Source organism: Paracoccus sp. BR5-17 (assembly GCF_055693925.1).
The window spans coordinates 2377226-2396127 of record NZ_JBVFUV010000003.1; the positions used below are offsets into that span (position 1 = coordinate 2377226).

An 18902-nucleotide genomic window follows, 5' to 3' on the forward strand; every position below is an offset into this window, starting at 1 on the left:
CGACAGTTCCGGCTGAGCCTGGCGAAGTGTCCTGCGGACACCCCGAACGGCGACGCCTGCAAGGTCCACCGACTGAGCTTTCGCGCCTGGTTCGCCTCGGCGCTTGGCGAGACGCCGAACTATGCCCAGCACTCGCACCTCATCCTCACGCACGACGAAGAAGCCGCCGCGACCGGCGGCGGCGACACGAGCTTTGCCAGCTACCGAGATCCACAACGACGGGGAGGGCGACGCGGCAGGCTCAGACGAGCACCAGGAGGGCCACAAGACGCGCCGCTATGTCCTCGGCGCGCTCGATTTCCACCGGTCCGCAAGCCTGGTGCTGCACGACGATGCCGGCGACCTCTATTCTCAGCTGGCGATTTCGCGCGGGGCGCTGGGGCCCAAGAGGATCATCGAGAAGGAAACAGTAGCCGGGGCGCCGCTTGGCGTCGATCTGACCCTGCGCCTTGCCATCGACCGGGTCATGCCGCACACTGTGGATCTGCCGCGCGGCAGTCGCGCCGACCGGACGGCCCCGATCCTGATCCCGGCCGAGACGGTCAAGGACAAGCCTCAGGACGCGGCGGAATTCATTCTGGACGTCGCCGAGCATGTGGGCGACCGAAGCGACTGGCGGCTCACCGCGCGTCTGACCGACGTTTCGGCCGCCGCGACGGGCGAGAAGGTCGGCTATGTGGTGATGAGCGAGCAGCCCTTCGGCCTGTTCCGCTTCTTCCGTGCCCCCTTCGGCGAACAGGGCGATGCCGGTCGCGCGGTGGTCGCCGAATATGACAGCGTCGCGCGCAGCTGGCAATTCCTCAATTCCGCCTCGTACAGATACACCTTGCCGGCGCAATCCTTGGGCGAGGGCGCGGACAAACCACGCCGGCTCGAGATCCATGACCCGGTGGCCGACGACTTCGCCGCCCACCGGCCCTATCCCTGGGACACGGTAGGCGACAAGGCACGCGATACCTCAAGCTTCGTCGTCGATTATCGACTGACGCCTCCGGCCGACCTCTGGATCAGCCCCAGCGACGTCGAGCGCGGTTATGCCCTACCGGAATGGTCGGCGCACGACATTTTCCGTCAGCGCGGCGATTTCGGTCTTGGCGTGGCGATGCAGGGTCTGAGGGCCGAGTACCTCTATGGCATGCCCGTCGGTGTTGCCACCTCCCGTGAAACCGGCCCGGGCCGCACCGCGCGCGTGGCTGAGATCGAGGCGCTGACGGGCGAGACCCTGGACGCGGCCACCCTTAATGCGCCGTACAAGCCCTTCGACCAGCGCTGGAGAGCGGTGCAGCAGGCCCTGCGTAACCGTCCCGAGCGGCTGGAGGTCTGGACACTGGACGCCGCCGGCGACCGCCCGTTCGGCAGCACTCGGTTCACCGACGGCACAGCGTTCGCGCTGCGCCACACGGCGCTGCATCGTCCGCCGATCGCCGCGCCGGGCGATCCCCTGGCCGAAGATCTGCCGGCGACACCGCGTCCCGGCATCAGTCCGCGGTTTCACGAACAGGGGCTGAGCGGCGGCGCGCTCTGGCCACTCGAGTCGCGCAACTTCTTCGACCGACTGCTCGAGCGACCCGAGAGCGCCGGCGGCACTATCGAGCGTCTGGCCTTGTCGCCCTTCGGCGGAGACGCAGACCAGACCGCCAGTTTCCTAAACGGGACGTTGCGCGTCATCAGCCAGACCCGGAACGGGCGCATCCAGCGCCAGCGGGTGGAGATACTAGGCCGCTGCGCGGCGTTCTGGCATCGGGCCAAGCATGTCGTCGTCTACGAGCCCACGGTGAACGCGTCGGCCCAGTTCGCACCCGATATCGACCCGGCGAACCCGTCCGCGCACAAGACCCGCACCCGGCGTCCCGTGCTGCGGAAGGTGGCGGAGTATGTCGAGCTCATCGAGCCTACCCGCTGCTATCCGGATTTCGACGGCGTCTCGGCCAGAATGACAGGATTCCTCGATTCTGTGCGATTCAACGCGCGCATCATCAACGTCGACAGTGCCTGGTCCGAGGATGTCGGAACCGAGGGCTGGAAGATCCCGCTGTGGAACCGGCATGCGGCGCGGCGGCGGCCAAAGGTCTATCCCCGGCCCGACATCAGCTTTGTCACCGTGGCCGACGGTATCGGCGAGCGTCCGCTTGTGGCGCAGGAATGCCTCGATCCGGAGAACATCTTCTTCTTCGCCGAGGCGCTGGGGAACCCCGACACGGACACATGGAAGCCGTACCTCGGGGTCGATTATGCCAACGTGCTGGACGCCGGAGAGATGCTCCGCTGGTTCAACGACAACGCCCCCCCGCAAGAGGCAGACCGCTACGACAGCCCGCGCGCCCGCAATGCCAGCCGCATCCTGCCCGGGTATCGGCGTTTCACATGGCGCCTGGCCCCGGCCGGCGCGCGCACCCGACTGAATGCCGAGCGCGGGCAAAGACCGATCTATTCCGGGCTGGAGAGCGTGACCTTCATGCGGGCCGGCGCCGGCGAAGAAGACGACGCGGTCAAGATCAAGGTCCAGACGCTGCTGACGGAAGCGGCGCGGCTGACCGGCGACCTGGGCAAGACCGCGCCGCCGATCTGGACGCCGAGCAGGGTGCCCAAAGGGCTGGAGTCGGAACGCGCGGCTTTCCAGGCCGTCCTCGATGCGGTCGATACCGAGGACAAGGCAGCGGCCAAAGATGCGTTTGACGCATGGGTCAAGGCTCATGTTGGAGAAGTCGGAAGCCGCCCGGTCATCGATACCCTCCTGAACAATGGGCTTGGGACATTTGTCGGCGGTGTGTCTGGCAGGTTTGCCGACTTGCTCAAGGCGGGCGAGAGCTTCGAGAAGGGCCTCGGCTCGAAGTGCGGTGAGCTGCGTGACCGGGCGCGGCGCGAGATACAACAGAAGCGGCGCCTGATCGCCGAAGATATCCGCGACTTCCGCGACACGCTTGACGCAAATGGCTTTCCTAACAACACCAAGGCCGAATGGATCGATCAATGGGTCGGCGACCTGACGGAACGCCTCGACGATCTGCTGGAGCCGGCCCGGGCCGATGTCGGCAACGTGCGGGCCGGTATCGAGACGATCCGTGCCGCCGTGGACGATGCCGAGGCCGACATCGACGCCGCGCTGCGCGCCGCGGCAAGCCGGATCGACCAGCTTGTCGCGTCGTACGATCAGGCTAAGCCCTGGTCCCACGCCCGGCTGGCGGAACTGCGGGCCAAGCTGGTGCACGAGCTCGACGCGATCCGGGCCGACATCGACGCCGCGCTCGACGAGGCCCGCCAGCGGATCGCCACGGAACTGGAAGACACCGCGCAGCGCATTGGCGCCGCCGCGACCAAGCTTCTGGGCGATATCGCGGCGGCCAAACTCGGGTCGCTGGACGCTCTCAACCGGGCCAACGATGCGATCCGCGGCATCTTGGCCAAGGCCGATGGCCCGGTGTCCAAGGCCGACCAGGCGCTTGGGAAGGCGGAAGACGCGATCGCCAAAGCGCTGGCGAAGGAGCCCAACAAGGAGATCTATAAAGACGCCAAGACGGCGGTCGACGGCGCCCGGGTGCTGGTGGACAGCGTCGAGGGCCTTATTAAGGGCTTGGCCAGCGACGAGGCCAACCTCGTCAATAACCTGCGCGTGAAGATCCCCGAGATCGCGGACAGGGCGGCGGGCGTGGTGGATTCCGTGCGCGCCGCTCTGATCGACAACGTCGACTGGATCGATGAGCTGGCCACGGACGGTCTCGAATCGTCGTCGGACGAGCTGAAAGCGCTGCAGGACGATCTTGCGGTAGCACTTGACGTGTACGCGGACTGGGCGACCAAGGAAGCGAGAAAGGCCTTCGACTATGCGCTGCACTTGGTGCGGCCGCTTCGCGACTGGCTCGACAGCGAGCTTCGAGTGGCGATCCGCGCGGCGGCGACGCTCAACGCAGAGCTGATGGCCGAGATCGACGGGCTGGCCGCGCAGATCGACGGCCAGGTCGGGAAGCTGCAAGCCGCCCTGGCCGGGTCGCCAAGCGTCGTTGCGACAGGGATCGGCAAGGCCGTGTTCCGCCCGGCGCTCGAGAATGTCCTGGCCCCGATCACCGAGGCTGACCTCAAGAACGTGCAGAACGGCCATACGCGGGTGCAGGCGGCGCTGGACGAATTGGCCGACGAGGTCGAGCAGCGACTGAAGGATGTCAGCAGCGGCGCCTTGGGCGCGGTCGACGAACTGACCGAGGCCTGCCAGGCGATCTCGGCCGGCGTGAAGGACGTGCGGGCCTATCTCGAGCGCGACCTTGCTGCACTAAGAAACGATTTCGAAGCGATCTATGGCGACCAAGTCGTTGCGTTGGAGAAGGTGCTCACGGAGTTCAAGGAGTCGCAGACCGTGCTGCGCGAGCTGCGGGCCTTCGACGGCAGAGTTAGCGCGCTATACAACGATGCGGCATCGACCGTCGAGTATGGTCGCGCCTATGCCGACCGGGTTCTCGACGAAGCGGGAAAGCTTGGGACCGGCGGGCTGAGCGCCGCGCCGAACAATCTGCTGCGGCTCTATTCCGCCGCCACCTCGGCGCCCGAGCTGGCCATGCTGCAGACCAACATCGACCGCATGCGCACCACCTTCAGCGAGGCCGAGGACTTCCTGAGGTCGTCCAAGGCCAAGGCGTTCCTGGGGCGACTCGGCGATGCATTGAAGGCGATGGGGCTGGACCTGCCTTTCGACGAGTTGGGTGATCAGTTCCGGATTCGGAGCAAGGATCTGAAGGGCCTCGATCTGTCAAAGTTGTTCCGCAATTTCGGCGGGATGAAACTCGACGGGCTGTTCAACGGGGTGACGGTACCCGAAGACGTGCGGAAGGCGATCGACCGCCATGTCCGGGTCAGCCACGATTTTGACCGCAAGGCGGCCCGGGCCTGGGTGCAGGTGGATGTCGACGTGCCGATCCGGGGCACGCGCACGCTGTTCGAGATCGGGCCGTTCAAGGCCAACCTGCGCGATTCGACGCTGATCGGGCGGCTGCGACTGGAAGCCTCGAAGGATGCCGACCGCGTGCAGGAGACCGGCAACGCGGTGATCGCCACCGCGATCGAGTTGCAGGTGACCGGTCAGACCATGGTGACGCTGGAGCAGGTGGCCCTTCGGTTCTCGAAGGAAGGCGGGATGGATTTCGAGTTCGATCCCAAGCGGATCCGACTGAATCCCGCGTTCCAGTTCATCCAGGACACGCTGGGCAAGCTTTTCCCCGACGAATTCGGCGGCCTGCAGATCCTCAAGGAGAACGGTATCCCGGTCGGGCTGGAGCATGTCTTCACCATGCCGCCCGTCAGCCTGAATTTCGGCACTTCGGGCGTGTCGAACATCGCGATCTCGAACCGGTTCAGCCTGCGAGCCTTCCCGGACTTCGTCATCGCGGACCGGTTCAACCTGAGCCGGTCGGAACTGCCGTTCATCTTCTCAATCTTCATCATTGGCGGCACGGGCTACATCCAGATCGACACCGAGTATCGGCCTTTTGACAAGCGGCTGTCGGTGATGGTCGAGGCGGCGGCCGGCGGGTCGGCGGCGCTCGCTTTCGCGCTCGGGCCGGTGGCCGGAGGCGTCTACATCGCGCTTTCGGTCGCGCTGACCTACCGTAAGGTAATCGGCTCGCCCGAGGGCGGGCTGTCGGTGGGCGTGGTGCTGGTCATCGCGGGCAACGTCTCGCTGTGGGGGATGGTGACGATCCTGCTCACCATCATGCTGCGCATGACCTACCACGACGACGGCCGGATCGACGCCGTGGGCAGCCTCAGCGTCGAGGTGCGGGTGTCGCGGTTCTTCAAGCTCAAGTTTCGCAGCGCGGTGACCTATCAACTGAGGGGTGGGCGCGCGACGACGACGGTGGCCAGCAGCATCGATACTGAAATCGACCCGGAGTTGAAGGAAAAGGCCGAGCGGCTGAAGAAATTGCGGGAGAAGCTGTAATGCAAAAGCGCGTTCTGCACATCACCGCCGAGCCCGAGCCACAGGCCTTTCACGACACAGCGTATGCTCATGCCTTCGGGGTGACGGTGGCCCCGGAGTATCTGGCCGAGGACCCGCTTTCGGAAGCCCAAGAGGCTGAGGCGGCGGCGTATCTCGACCGCGCGCTTCCGAAGCTGAAATCGGCGAAGCTCTATCTCTACAAGGTGAGCAACAGCGCGCCGCCTTTTGCCCTGACGCTCGAAGGCCAGGTAGACGAGGTCATGTCAGGGCCCGGCGGACCGATGGTAAGCGATTTCGCCGCGTGGATCGTCGAGAAGAACAAGGCGCTGGCTGAAATAGAGGCGCGCCAACACCCCTATGCCACTGCGCCCATGGATGACGTGACGCCGGACGGGGCGGAGGCCTCGGTCGGGCAGATCCTGCGGGCCTCGCAGATGCTCGAGGCGCCCGTCCCGCAGCGGCTGGGCCTTGCGCGCCTCGCGCGGCTCGACAGCTTCGAGCCCGGGCCGGACCCTTGGCATGTCTTCCTGATCTTCGCCGAGGACGTGACGCAACCGGACACGCTGGAAGCGGTCGCTCGGTCGGACGACAATGGCGGCGCGCTGTTCCGGATCGAAACGGGATACATGCCCTTCGACGACATGACCGAGGTGGCGGTAGAAACGAACGCGCTGCGCGCCTTGCCCACGGACCTGGGCCTAATCGACCCCGACACGGGCTTTCTGAAGGTCGAGGTCCAGGATCTGGCGCTGTGGACGGCGCTCAAACGCTTTGAGGACACCGCGGCCAGCCAGCTCTGGTCCTTGCCGCGGCTCCTGGCCGCGGCCGAGGAGGTTCCGCGGGGCGACACCCTCAAGACAGAAGCGGCGGCCCGCAGCTGGCGCCGCTGGCTGGCCCTTGCCGGGTGCGTCTCGGCGTTCGACCCGATCCTGCATGCCCTGTCCCCGGCAGAGGCCGAGGGGCAGGCGAAAAGCGACATCCGGACCGAGGGGCAGATCCTGTCTGCCATCGTCGAGCCGGCGGCCGAGCTGTACAGACAAGCGGTCGAAGTCTATAATAAGGAGTTTCCTGCCACCCCGCTCACACTGCGCCTGGCGGCGATCATCGAGCATGTGCCGGCGACGCTGCTCACCTTGGCAGCCGAGCGGGTGGCCGAGGTGAAGCCCGGCGGCGCGGCCGATCCGATCGGGTTGCTAGAGGCGCTTGGCGACGCCGAGGTGCTAGTGCCGCTCAGCGACGCGCTGGCCGGCGCAGGCGGTCCGCCGGGCGACTACGCGCACGAAGAGCCCGCGGTCGTGCAGGCGCTGAGCGCGCTGATGTCGCTTCTGCAGGAGGAAAGCGGCGCCGAAACGGTGATCAAGGCCCTGCTGGGCCCGCTGTTTCACAGCGAATCGGTGCCGCCGCGCAGCAGATTCAGCAAGGAGCTGATCGACGCCATCGAGACGCGCGGGGCGATCGGCGATCCGGAAAAGGCTCTGCTCGCCGACTTCGTGGCGCAGCTCTGGCGTCGGGCCGAGGCGCATTTCGAGACCCGGTTTAACGGAGCCGAAGCCGTTCGCCGCACCACGGGCGAGGCTTGGCTGAAGGCCCTGACCGACGATGCGCGGGGGCCGAACAACGACAAGCCGCTTTCGCTGATGAGGTGCCGGGGCGCCCTAGTCGATGACACCGGTTTCGCTAAGGCCGATCCGCCGCTCTACGCCTATCGCTACCGCATTGCCGATGGCAGCGCGGATACTCGCCGGCTGGCGGTCATGGCGACACGGTTCTGGACGCCCGATGACCATCTGCCCGATCAGGCGGTCTTGGACCTGCTCTTCAAAGTCCCGCCCGGGGCTCAGAACGATCTTGGGGCGCAGCAGGTGGCGCAGGTCGGCGCGATGTTCGGCATCGTCGAGCCCGCGGCAGAGAATCTGCGCTTGATGCAGCCTGACCCGGTGCCGGCGCCGCTGCCGTTGCGGATCGCCGACGACATTTCGGGCGAGGATCTGGCCGAGTTCCAGCGGGTCTTCGATGGGTTCGGGGTTCTCGTCCAGCGCGAGAACGGCGACACGGCCGAGCCGTGGCAGCATGCCAGCGCCATCGAGCTCGGGACCTTCGCCGGGGTCGATGCCAAAACCGCGCCGAAGTATACGGCGCTTCCCGACCTTGCGATCCGTCCGACGAACCCGATGCCGGTGGACGGGCGCATGACGCTGTTTCTGGACTATCACGGCCTGCCGCTGTCGGGTGCAGCGTTCGACAGCGCGGTGTCGTCGGATACCGCACCCGCCGCGCCGGTGAGAACCGCGTTCAGCGCCTTCACCGCAGCCGCGGATCCTTGGACCGACAGCGGCGTGCGGCTGCCGGGGCTGTCCTATGGCAGCGTGATGCGGGCCGCCGCCTTCGGCGTGACCAAGACCGGAAGCCTGCCGAAGTCGCTTCAGGCCGGCAAGCCCTGGCTGCCCGGGCCGACCTCGGTGCCCGACGGCTGCAAGCTGGAGGTTTCGTATCAGCGCCGCACCGCCATCGGGCGTGTGGCGCTGGACGTCGCGGCGATTTTCGATCTGAACCGCTCGGCGGTGAACGGTCCCGCCGATCTGAAACGGGCACTGGCCGGGTGCCAGGCGCTGTCCGACGACTATCCCCGCGTGGCGGCCTCGGCGATGGCGGGCGGCACCGGCCGGCTGGATCTGTTCCGCAACACCGACGGGCGCGGGGCGCTCTTGGGCAAGGACGGCCCAAGCCGAGAACTGACGCTGAAGGACCTGCAGGCCTGGGGCGGCGACGTCCACCTGTCGCTGGCGTTCCACGTACTCGATTGGGACAAGGGGCTGGTGACGGAGCGTGCGGCGCACGACGCGCTGCTCCTGTCTGTCGCGCCGCACGGACCCTTCCTAGACCTCGTCGTCAAGATAGCGGCCGATGGCACAATCGAGGCCGAGTATGGCGGCCGGACGGTCTCGCAGCAGGTCGATCCGGGCGCGCTGGCCGGGCCGCACTGGCTGCGCCTGTCGGTGGCCGCGGCGAACCCGCAAGACAGTGTGGCGCTTTCGCTGGGCGCCCCCGACGGCAACGATGCCGGCGCGCCGGAAAAGGTCGAGTTCTATGCCCGGCCGGATCTGACGGCGGCGACGCTCGTGGCGCCGGCGCCAGGCGACGGCGGGCGGCGCGACTGGAAGCCCGGGGTGCCGGCCCAATACGACTATGCGGTGTCGTTTCCCCGCGTGACTTTCGCCGATTTCGACCGCTGGACCGAGAATACCGGTCTCCGGAAGGGGCTTTGGGGCCTTGACGACACGTTGGCCGACAGGACCGTGGAGGAAATCCTGGCCGCCTATGTCTATCGCCACACGGCCTATGAGGGGGGCGGCCCGAAGATGCCCCGCTGAAGGACCATGTCGACCGGCTGCCCGATCCCGCCGTCTCGTATCTGGTGTTAGACCTGATCCCGCAGGACACGCTGACCGGCCAGACGCTGACCCCGGAGCGCCGCGAGATCTCCGCGGACAAGCTTTTGTCCCTGACCAAGTACGACATCCCTGCGACCGGACGGGACAAGTTGAGGGACTACGAAGAGTTTCTGAAGAAAATCGACGCGGCCTTCACGCTGAACCTAACCGTCCGTGGTGTCGACAAGGGCGCTCCGGATCTGAAGCTCGACTTGGGGTCGCGGCGGATCGAGGTGACGCTGCCCAAGGGCGTTGTGGCGCGGCTTCTGATCCGGCCTGCGGTGCCGGCGGCGCACTTCGAAGCGACGGCCGGCCAAGTGGCCGCCTTCGACGCCGGTCTGAAGCCGCACCACCGCGACGTCTTCGCGTCCGGCGGGGTCGACCATCTGATCTTCGCCGGGGCCGAAGCGGTGTTCGAGGCGATGCTGGCCGATCTCGATGATCAAGACAACAAGCTGCGCGAGATCGTCAAGAATACAATCGTCTGCGATGCGGGCGGGGCGGAGCGGGGCTATGCGCTCCGCATCGTCGAGCCCGGGACCGAAGGCGACCGCCGGATCTGGCGGCGCCTCGCTCGGCTCGACATCCTGACCCAGCGCTGGCGGTTTTCCGGCAGGCCGATCTACAACTGGCCCGATCCCGGCAAGCTCGCGCAGCCGGGCAACCCGGTGGTGCCCCTGCCGCGCATATTCGCGATCGACCATACCGACAAGATCCACGATGATCCCGCCGCGATCCGCGATCCCGTCTACAGGCATTTCGAAGAAGAGGCATTCTTCGACCGGGCCGACAGCGACGCCGACCGAGTGTCGGTACGGCTGGAGCCGATCATGTTGCGCGATCCGGTCGTCGTAGACGGAAGGCCCGAATACGGGCAAGAGGTGCTGCGCGTCGATTGGTCGTCACCTACGGCGACCCTTTTCCGGCACCGCTTTGAGATGGCCAGCCGCTATGCCGGCGCCATGCTGGCCCGGTCGCGCCCGGTCGTGACAAGCTGGAAAGCCCCCGAGAACAGCGCGCGGGTGCAGACCTTCGAGCGCCCCACAGACGAGCGGTTCGACACATGGACATTGCGCGTCGCCATGTTGGCCGACCGCGCCAGGGTGGCGCTCAATCGGCCGCAGATCCGGGCGCTCTTGCCGCTGACCCAAGCGCCGCACGACGCCGAAGCTGCCACCGGCGACGTGGTCTCGCCACCGATTCTGGCGGTGCTGGAAGATCGCCCGCTGGCTCAAGGCGGGCTGGCGGAGCGCATGGTCGGGGAGATCCGGACCGGCATCCATTTCGGGTTTCTAAGCACGGACAAAACCGTCGAGCCAGTGGACCTGCGCAAGGAGTTCGGCCCGGATCCGCGGATCGAGCTTGTGCCCACCGATGCGTCCGAGGCCCAGCGCCTGACCTTGGAACAGGAAGGTCCGGTCGGCCTGACCTTTGATAGCCGCAATATCGCCGCCCCCGCCTTCCCCAATTGCCAGCACATGTTCCGTCCAGTCCGGCTCGACGCCGACGGGCGCGGTCTCGGCTATTGGCAGGAGCATGCCATGGGCCTATCGCTGCGCCGTGTGCTGGATCCGGGATGGACGGTCCGGGACGGCAACGACGAGGCCGTCGACAGGCTGGATCTGAACCGTGGCTGGCGATACGATTTTCCCGATCTTGGGAGTTTGACAGCCCACGGAGTTACCGTGCTGGATATCGTGCGCGGCGGCGATGGCTCGCGCGAGGTCAAGGTCCTCAACACCGCTGTCTACGAGACTGGGCAGGACGAGGAGTTCCTGCCGCTGTGCGTGGTTCCGGAAGGGCCGATCTCGATTCTGCACCAGCCTCTTGCCGATGGCAGCTATATGGCGAGCGTGCTCTACGCGCCCGTGGCGGACGATCCCGAGAAACGGCTCTCGCAGGGGTTCGACAACGCGCCGCGCCTGCTGGGCAGCATCGCCTGGAGCATTCCGCCGAACGCCGTTCCAACTCCCGAGCCCCGCGGGTTGCAGGCCGTGGGGGCCACGTCGGTGGTGCCCGCAAGCGCCAGTTTGGCCACCGAGACGGAATGGATCACGCAGGCCCGCGATGCCGCGGCGGTGCACCTGACCGGCAAGGACGGGCTGCCTGACGACACGCCCACCCACGTGAGCAAGTTACGCGCCGCCGTGACGGATGGTCCGGAGGTGAAAGTCTACCGAGTCGAGGATGCTAAACCATATCCAATATCGGTGCCGGTATGGGTGCAGCCGCGCATCGGCGAGGCCAGGATCCCGAAAAGCGTGCACCGCCATCTGGCGGTGATCGGCACCACATGGTCGACCGGTTTGGGCCGACGCTACGAAGTATTTGCCTCGAAGGTCATGGCGACTGGGTGTCTGATCCCGCTCGACGCTGAGGCCCCGCTTCCCGATCGGCTTCGGTTCGTTGAGTTTGAGACCCCGGCATTGCCGGTCTGTGCCAACCACTGTGACTCCGTCCCACCCCGATATCGAAGTGCCTATTTCGATCTGGTGGCTACGGGCGGCACCGAGGCGGCGCACTACCGGTTCCTTCTGCGTCCCGTGCGCGGGCCGACCGATCTGGTGACCAATCTCAAGCTCTCGGTCACAACCGACGATAACCCAGACAATGACATCTCACTTGAGTTGGAACTGAACGAGACCGGGCCGGAAGACCGGGCGGCTTTCGTCGAGATGAACTGGACTATGGAGGACAGCGACGCCAAGGTGACCGCCAGAAAGATCCTGGCAGACGGAACGGCGGTGAACCTTCAGTTGCCCGTGCCTCGCATCGCCGTGCAGCGGACGCCCGGTATCCGGTTGAAAAAGATCGTTACCGACGGGCAAGGGGGGCATCTCTGGTTCGACATCTCGGTGCTGCACCGCGCAAAGGCAGGCACAGCCTTCGACTTTGACTGGGTCTTCGGCAACAACCATCGCGACGAGACTGCGGCCTTAGGCACACAGCCTGACGCTCTGGCCGCCTTGAAGGAGGCGCAGGCTCGTATCGTTGCTGTGTCGCCGGCGCTGGAACTGAACCGGGGCGGATAGGATACCAGATTTGCTTGCGGCTTCGTTGGGGCGTTCGCCATTCAATTGTTAGAGCGCCAGTTCAGCCAGCGAGGCCACAGACCAATTTCACACGTCCCTTATCACGACCGTCACGTTGGCTCCGTTGGACGGCATGATGCGGCCTAGGATTTGCTCCATCTTGTCACTTTCCACTGCGAAGCAACCATCCGAGTTCTCGGGGCCGGCTCCCCGATGAATAAAGATCGTATTGCCCCCCGAAATCTTAGACTTCGCCCCGGCGACGTAAATTGCTGGGATCTTGAGCTTGTCCATGGTGGTCTTTGAACAATTCGGATAATCTCCAGCGTCTATCCGGTTACCCTTATCCCACCAGCAGGTCGCGGTAATCGTTCCGTGAGCATCATTAAAGACCAGCTTCCCCGTCTCGATGGCGTGGTCCGACGGGCGATCGATGAGAACATTATAGAGTGCGCCGGTGGTCAGGACGACTGTTGGCGAGACACCTGTTGTGGGCTGCGCCGGGGCTGTCTCGCGCAAGGCTCTGGAGCTTGACAGTGTCGTCTCACCGAGTCGCAGAACCTCTTCAACTAGCTTTGCGACGCGGTGGAACAGACTTGCACCGCCGGCCATAAGTCCGGCTGAGATCAGCACGTCCACGCCGAACCACACCGCGGATCGGATCAGACCCGCATCCGCTGCCGGATCGGCGACTGTGTTGAGGATGCGCGCCCCGCTCGCTGCGACTAGGAGCCCGATCACCAAGCCGGCGCGCATGGCTGGCTGGCTGGCGTCGGTGAGCTTGTCGATCTGCCGGGTATCCGGGTTCACGATCTCCTTCCCGTCTTGGCCGCTGGCCTTCAGATAGACATCGACGGAGCGCTCGATTAGAATTGAGAGCACTGCCAAAACTTGAAACCGGGCCCAGAACGCATCGAGCCAGCCGTTCTCATTCGATTTAAACTCTAACTTTGCGTCGAGCCAGTAGGCGAGAATTCCTGCGCCGAACGCGCCTGCGAGGAGCAGTACGTAGAACCACCACCCTACGCTGGGATTCGGAGTATGTTTCGCGCTATGCAGTGACGTTTCGGGCATGGTGCGGATTCCGAAATGGTGTCGCAAACCTTTGTCAGAATATCGTGGATTGTGCGGCGGCTTGGCGATGTTCTCACTATGAGGCTTACTTAGGCGGAGACAAAGCGTTTTTTCGCTCTGCTCAGCAGCGCCAGCATTGCTGCGGCGGGGATCATGCGGACGGCGGTCTGCATCGCGGTGCGGCGCACAAGCCGGATGCAATCGAGCAACGATCACAGATCCCGGATGGCCATCCCAGCCTCATCGCCATCGAGGCCGACATCGGCCAGCACCCGTCTCGTGCCTTCTTCGGCGGCCCGGGTCAGGATCGCCTCGAACTCGGCGTCGGGCATGCGCACGAAGCCGTCGGATCGGCGTGGTGTCATGGGATCCTCCTTCCGCCGCTCAGCCGACCTTGCAGCCCCAGAAGGACGTGTGATCGGCGGCGAAGTAGCCGTCCGCGACCCGGAAATACCCCTGCAGCTCGACGGTATCGCCCGCGGTCAGCGGGACCATGGTCTGCAACCAGATGGTGGTGGCGAGCGAGACATGGGTGGCGGAACTCTCTCCGCGCGATCCACGGATCTCGGTCGTGCCGTTCAACACGAGCCGCCCGCTCATCCGCGCGGTGGTGCTGGCGTTCACCTTGTACATGAGCGTCGCGCCGAAGAGGTAGGTGCCGTCCACGGGCGCCACGAAGCGGTTGTTCGCGGCGTCGAACGCCCCCTGATCGTTGTAGTCGGTGTTGTTAAGGCCGATCTTCGTCCAGGTCCCGACGCCCACGTAGTTGTCGTAGTTGGTGTACGCCTTGAAGCGCGGCAGCCGGGGCTGATCGACGATGCCGTTCGCGTTGTCGACGCTCAGCCCGTCGAAGAAGGTGCTGCCGTCGGCGGAGACTGCCAGCCGGAAGCGGTCCGAGCCGAAGAGGCCGACCAGCGCCTTGGTCACGAAGCCGGTCTGGAGGGTCAGCCCGAGATCGTCGCCCGCGGCCTCCTTGTTCATGGTGTAGAACAGATCGCCGGTGCCGCCCTCGGCCACGGTCTTCGCCGTCCAGAGCGCGGCATTGAGTTTGGCCGAGAACGGGTTTGCGGCATCCGCCGTCGTGCCCAGCCCGAGCAGAGCAAGGTTCTGCAGCGCGGCAGGCGTCGTGCCGATCCAGCCCGCGCCGTCATAGACCAGTAGAACACCCTCGTCCTCCACCCATGCCCGCCATCCCGTGCGCGGCGGCAGGCGCAGCCAGGCGCCGTCAGTCCAGAGCGCGACGTTCAGGTCCCAGCCTGCCCACGCCCCGGTCGCGCCGGAGGCGACGATGTAGCGATCGCCATCGGTGGGAGAACCGGGCGGCGCGGTCAGGTCGCGATCCTTGACGGAAAGCTGCACAAGCCCGTCGAGGATCCGCAGCGCCTCGTTGTGGGTGACGTGCTTCTGGGCCTGCGCCGCCAGGATGTAGGGCAGCAGGAGATGGGTCGTGGCGTCGGACATGGGGTCCTCAGAATGTGAGCGTGACGGTTTTCGGCGCGCCCCGCCCGACGAGGGCGGAGAGCTGGAAGATGCGGATCGTGAGGTTGTCGCCGGGGCCGAGCGGCGCACCCCAGTCCGCAGTCTGGTCGGCGCTGCTGTAGACCGCGCTGGACGTGGTCGTGCTGAGCACCCGCTTCACGGTGGCGCCGTCGAGGATCTCCACCTCATAGGCTTCGAGTTCCTCGGCCAGCGGCACCTCAAGCCCGCCCCAATTGTTGGCCGCGAGCGTGCGCGACCGGCGCGTCCAGCGGATCGTCAGATTGCCGAGCGCGCGTGGCGTGCGCCACGGCTGCTCGACATGGGCGACGGAGAACGGCCGCAGCCCCACGCCCACCGGCGTGAAGGCCTGCGCCACATAGGTCTCGTCGCTGACCGGGCGGCTGGCCGGACCGATGCGCCAGTTCCACGGGATCCCCAGATCGGCCTCGGCAATCGGCAGGGACGCGAGCGCGGTGTCCAGCACCACGACCCGCGCGCCCGCGGGCGCCGGGTCGCCCATGGCGCCCTCGGTGCCGCGCTGACCGCGCAGGAGACGGGTCAGGCGATAACGGCCGGGCGCCAACAGTTCGGCCGCGCCTGCCTGCACGATCTCCCAGGTGCCGGGCGCGCTCTCGATGGCCAGCGCATTGGCGCCGCCGAACAGGGTCAGGTCCGTGACGCTCTCCAGCGTGCCGGTCAACAGATCGACGACAAGCGCATTGCCGAGATCGAAGCGCGAGGTGGGCCCCGCGTAGAAATCCGAGACCAGCATCCCGATCCGGGCGCGACTGCCGAACGTGGTCAGCAGGTCGAAGCCATCGGTCGAAGGGCTGCGGAACACAGCCATCTCGCCGGGCCACGGAACCGCGTGCGCCGCCACAAACGGCCGATGCGCGGGCTGGTCCTCGGTCAGCTGCGGCAGGTCCGTCAGCACCGCATCCGGCGCACCGAACACCACGGCGCGCGTCAGCGACGCTGCGCGGGGATCGCCGGGCGGCAGGTCGTAGGTCGCGCGGTCCTGGCGGACCGCCTCGATGCCGCGCGCCTCGGCGTCGGCGATGGAGACCAGCCGCAGATCGACCAGCCGCCCGTCATGCTCCAGTCGGATCGCATCCGCCGGATCGAGCGCGAGGCGCGAGGGCGGCAGACGGAACGCCGCGGTCTCGCGCCCCACCCACGCCTCCATTAGCGCGCGGCGGCAGCGCCGCTCGGCCTCCTCGGGCGGCACCGCCATCGGGAAGGACTCCGAGGCGATCCGGGTCGTGTCCACGGAGATGCGTCGCGCCTCGACGAGGGCCGCGTCGTAATCCTCGTCGGCGCGGGCGACCTGCCATTTCAGGGCCTGCGGCAGTTCGGTCTCCTGGCCGCGCGTCAGCTCCAGCACGTCGCCCTCGCGGGCCACGACCAGATCGTCGGGCGCGAGGGTGGCGACGGAGGCCCGCCCGCGCATGACGAAGCGGATCACGCCCTCGGTCTCCACGGCGTCGAAGCCGAAGTGGCGCGAGAGCGTGGTGATCGAGGCGCGCGGACTCTCCAGCGCCGTGATGGCGTAGCCCTCGACCGCGCCCCAGAGGCCGGTGACGTCGATGCGACCCTCGGGCAACCCGGCGCGCAGGCAGAGGTGCCGGACCAGCGCGGCGAGCGACACCGCCCCGAGGCGCCCGGTCAGCCAGTGGCCGAGCCGCCAGTTCGCCCCGTCCGTCCAGACATCGGTCAGCGCCGGGAAGAAGGGATAGGGCCGCGCGTCCCAGGTCCAGGCAGCGCATTCGGGCACATGCACCATGCGGCCGCCGTAGACCGACGACAGCGGGTTGTTCGCGGTCTCGCCCCACCAGAGGTACGTCGCCTCAAGATAGGCGCGCTGGATGGCGTCGTCCCGCCAGCCCCGCGAGAAATGCGGCGTGAAGCTCTCGGACGACTTCGGATCGAAGAAGACGTTGGGCTGGTTGGTGCCCCGGTCGATGGCCGGACAGCCCAACTCGGTGAACCAGATCGGCTTCGACTGCGGCGCCCATGCCGTCGGCGTCCCGACCTCCACCCCGCCCGGGCGATTATAGTGCGGGTTCGCCCACCAGGCGCGCACATCCTTGTAGCGGAAGACCCACGGCTTGTCGGCGGCGCCGTCGGTGATTGCGGTCCGGATCTGTGCCGAACGATCGGCCGCGCTGGCGTAGAACCAGTCGAAGCCTTCGCCGCCCGCGATGTTCGCCTGCAGATAGGCCCGGTCGTAGATCGCGGGCCAGCCCTCGGCCGCATCGGCATGGTCGAATCCGTCCCGCCAGTCGGAGAGCGGCATGTAGTTGTCGATGCCGATGAAGTCGGTGTTCGTGTCGGCCCAGAGCGGATCGAGATGGAAGAACACGTCGCCGCTGCCGTCGTCCGGCTGGTGCCCGAAATACTCCGACCAGTCGGCCGCATAGCCGATCGCCGTGCCTGAACCGAGGATGGACCGCACATCGGCCGCCAGATCCCGATACGCCTGCACGGCGGGATAGCTGCTGGCGCCCGAGCGGATCGTCGTCAGCCCCGGCATCTCGGTCCCGATGAGGAACGCATCGACCCCGCCCGCTGCCGCGCAGAGATGGGCGTAGTGCAGCACCATGCGGCGCAGTCCCCAGTCGCCGGAGGGTCCGATCCAACTCACGCTCTCGCCCGAGACGCTGAAGCTCGCGGGCGTCGCCGCGCCGAACAGCGCCGCGACCTGACTTGCGGCCGTCGCCGTCTTGTCCACGGTTCCGGCGAAACCCGCCGCAGGCGAACAGGTGATCCGGCCCCGCCAGGGGAACGCGGGCTGGCCCGTCTCGGCGGCGTTGTCGGAATACGGGTTCGGCAGCGTGTTGCCGGGCGGCACGTCCATCAGGATGAACGGATAGAAGGTGACGCGCAGCCCGCGCCCCTTCATCTCCTGGATCGCCTGCACCACCGCGAAGTCGGACGGCGTGCCGCCATAGACCGGGCGACCCTCGGCGTCGCGGCTGACGAGGAAGGCATTGGCGCGGCTCACGCCGTTCACCGACCAGCTGGCGGGCGTGGTCGACTTCGCCGAGACCTCGACGCCCGGCCGCACCTTGCAGGATCCCGCGCGCAGATCGTCGCCGAACCAGGCGACGACAAGGCTGACGCTCTCGACCGCCGGGGCCATCGCCTGCAGCCGGTCGAGCGCTTCGACCATGTCGGTGGAGTCGGCCAGCGCGTTCAGGTTCTCGGGCACCGTCACGCCGCCATCGGTCTTGCGGATGGCCTGCGTGGCGTAGGTGAACTCGCCCGAGGCGGGGATCATGGTGACGGCGCGGGTCAGCCCCTCGGCGGTGTCGGGATCGGCCAGCGGCCGGAAGACCTCGAAGGAAAGCTGCGGCAGCCGGTTGCCGTAGGTCGAGAGCGCCAGTTCCTCGAAGACCACATAGGCGGTGCCGCGATAGGCAGGGGTATTGGTCGCGCCCATCTTCGCCGCGATGAACGGATCTGCGGTCTGGGTCTCGTCGCCCGGATACCAGCGCCACGTGATCCCGGCGGTGTCGAGGAGCTTGCCGTCGGCCCAAATGCGGCCGATTCCGGTGATCGGGCCTTCGCACAAGGCCACCGCGAAGCTGGCGTAGTAGAGATACTCGGTGGTCTTGACCTTGCCGCCCCCGCCGCCCTTGCCGCCGCCCTGCGTCGTGGTCTTCGTCTCTTCGCGGAAATCCGTCGCCCAGATGATGTTGCCGCCCATCCGCATGCGCCCGTAGAGCCGCGGGATCACCGCGCCCTCGGTGGCCGAGGTGATGCGCAGCGTGTCGAGCCGCGCGCCCTCGATGCGCTGGGTGGGCGCCAGCGACGAGATGATCCAGCTGTCGACCACCGAGCCGATGGTGGAGCCGATGAAGCCGCCGATGGTGGCGGCGCTGACGCCGAGGATCGCGCCGCCGATCGAACCGCCAATGGCGGCGCCGGCCGCGCCGAGGACGAGGGTGGCCATGTTCG

7 protein-coding genes are annotated in these 18902 nt (G+C 66.8%); 3 read left to right on the top strand and 4 right to left on the bottom strand.

The window, feature by feature from the left end; translation table 11 throughout:
- Positions 1-319 precede the first annotated feature (319 nt).
- The 3 genes from ACZ1HC_RS13330 to ACZ1HC_RS13340 are packed head-to-tail and all read left to right on the top strand — an operon-like array spanning position 320 to position 12389.
- On the top strand, positions 320-5926 hold the full coding sequence (locus tag ACZ1HC_RS13330; RefSeq protein ID WP_472700397.1) for a hypothetical protein: 5607 nt from the start codon (positions 320-322) through the stop codon (positions 5924-5926).
- Positions 5926-9297 (top strand): hypothetical protein, encoded by a 3372-nt coding sequence (locus ACZ1HC_RS13335; RefSeq protein ID WP_472700398.1) that lies wholly within the window; start codon positions 5926-5928, stop codon positions 9295-9297. The genes ACZ1HC_RS13330 and ACZ1HC_RS13335 overlap by 1 nt, the downstream gene beginning before the upstream one ends.
- A 44-nt stretch (positions 9298-9341) precedes the next feature.
- Positions 9342-12389: a hypothetical protein gene (locus tag ACZ1HC_RS13340; RefSeq protein WP_472700399.1), complete on the top strand. Its 3048-nt coding sequence runs from the start codon at positions 9342-9344 to the stop codon at positions 12387-12389.
- Between the two features lie 87 nt (positions 12390-12476).
- On the opposite strand, the gene ACZ1HC_RS13345 is transcribed toward ACZ1HC_RS13340, so the two are convergent.
- The 4 genes from ACZ1HC_RS13345 to ACZ1HC_RS13360 are packed head-to-tail and all read right to left on the bottom strand — an operon-like array spanning position 12477 to position 18897.
- The gene (locus tag ACZ1HC_RS13345; RefSeq protein WP_472700400.1) at positions 12477-13679 is read right to left on the bottom strand and encodes a hypothetical protein; all 1203 of its coding nucleotides are present in this window, start codon (positions 13677-13679) and stop codon (positions 12477-12479) included.
- On the bottom strand, positions 13676-13828 hold the full coding sequence (locus tag ACZ1HC_RS13350) for a DUF6127 family protein (RefSeq protein WP_472700401.1): 153 nt from the start codon (positions 13826-13828) through the stop codon (positions 13676-13678). Before ACZ1HC_RS13350 ends, ACZ1HC_RS13345 begins: the two co-directional genes overlap by 4 nt.
- Positions 13829-13847: 19 nt before the next feature.
- The gene (locus ACZ1HC_RS13355) at positions 13848-14924 is read right to left on the bottom strand and encodes a DUF2793 domain-containing protein (protein ID WP_472700402.1); all 1077 of its coding nucleotides are present in this window, start codon (positions 14922-14924) and stop codon (positions 13848-13850) included.
- 7 nt (positions 14925-14931) lie between these two features.
- Complete coding sequence (locus ACZ1HC_RS13360; RefSeq protein WP_472700403.1) at positions 14932-18897, bottom strand: baseplate multidomain protein megatron; 3966 nt, start codon at positions 18895-18897, stop codon at positions 14932-14934.
- Positions 18898-18902 lie beyond the last annotated feature (5 nt).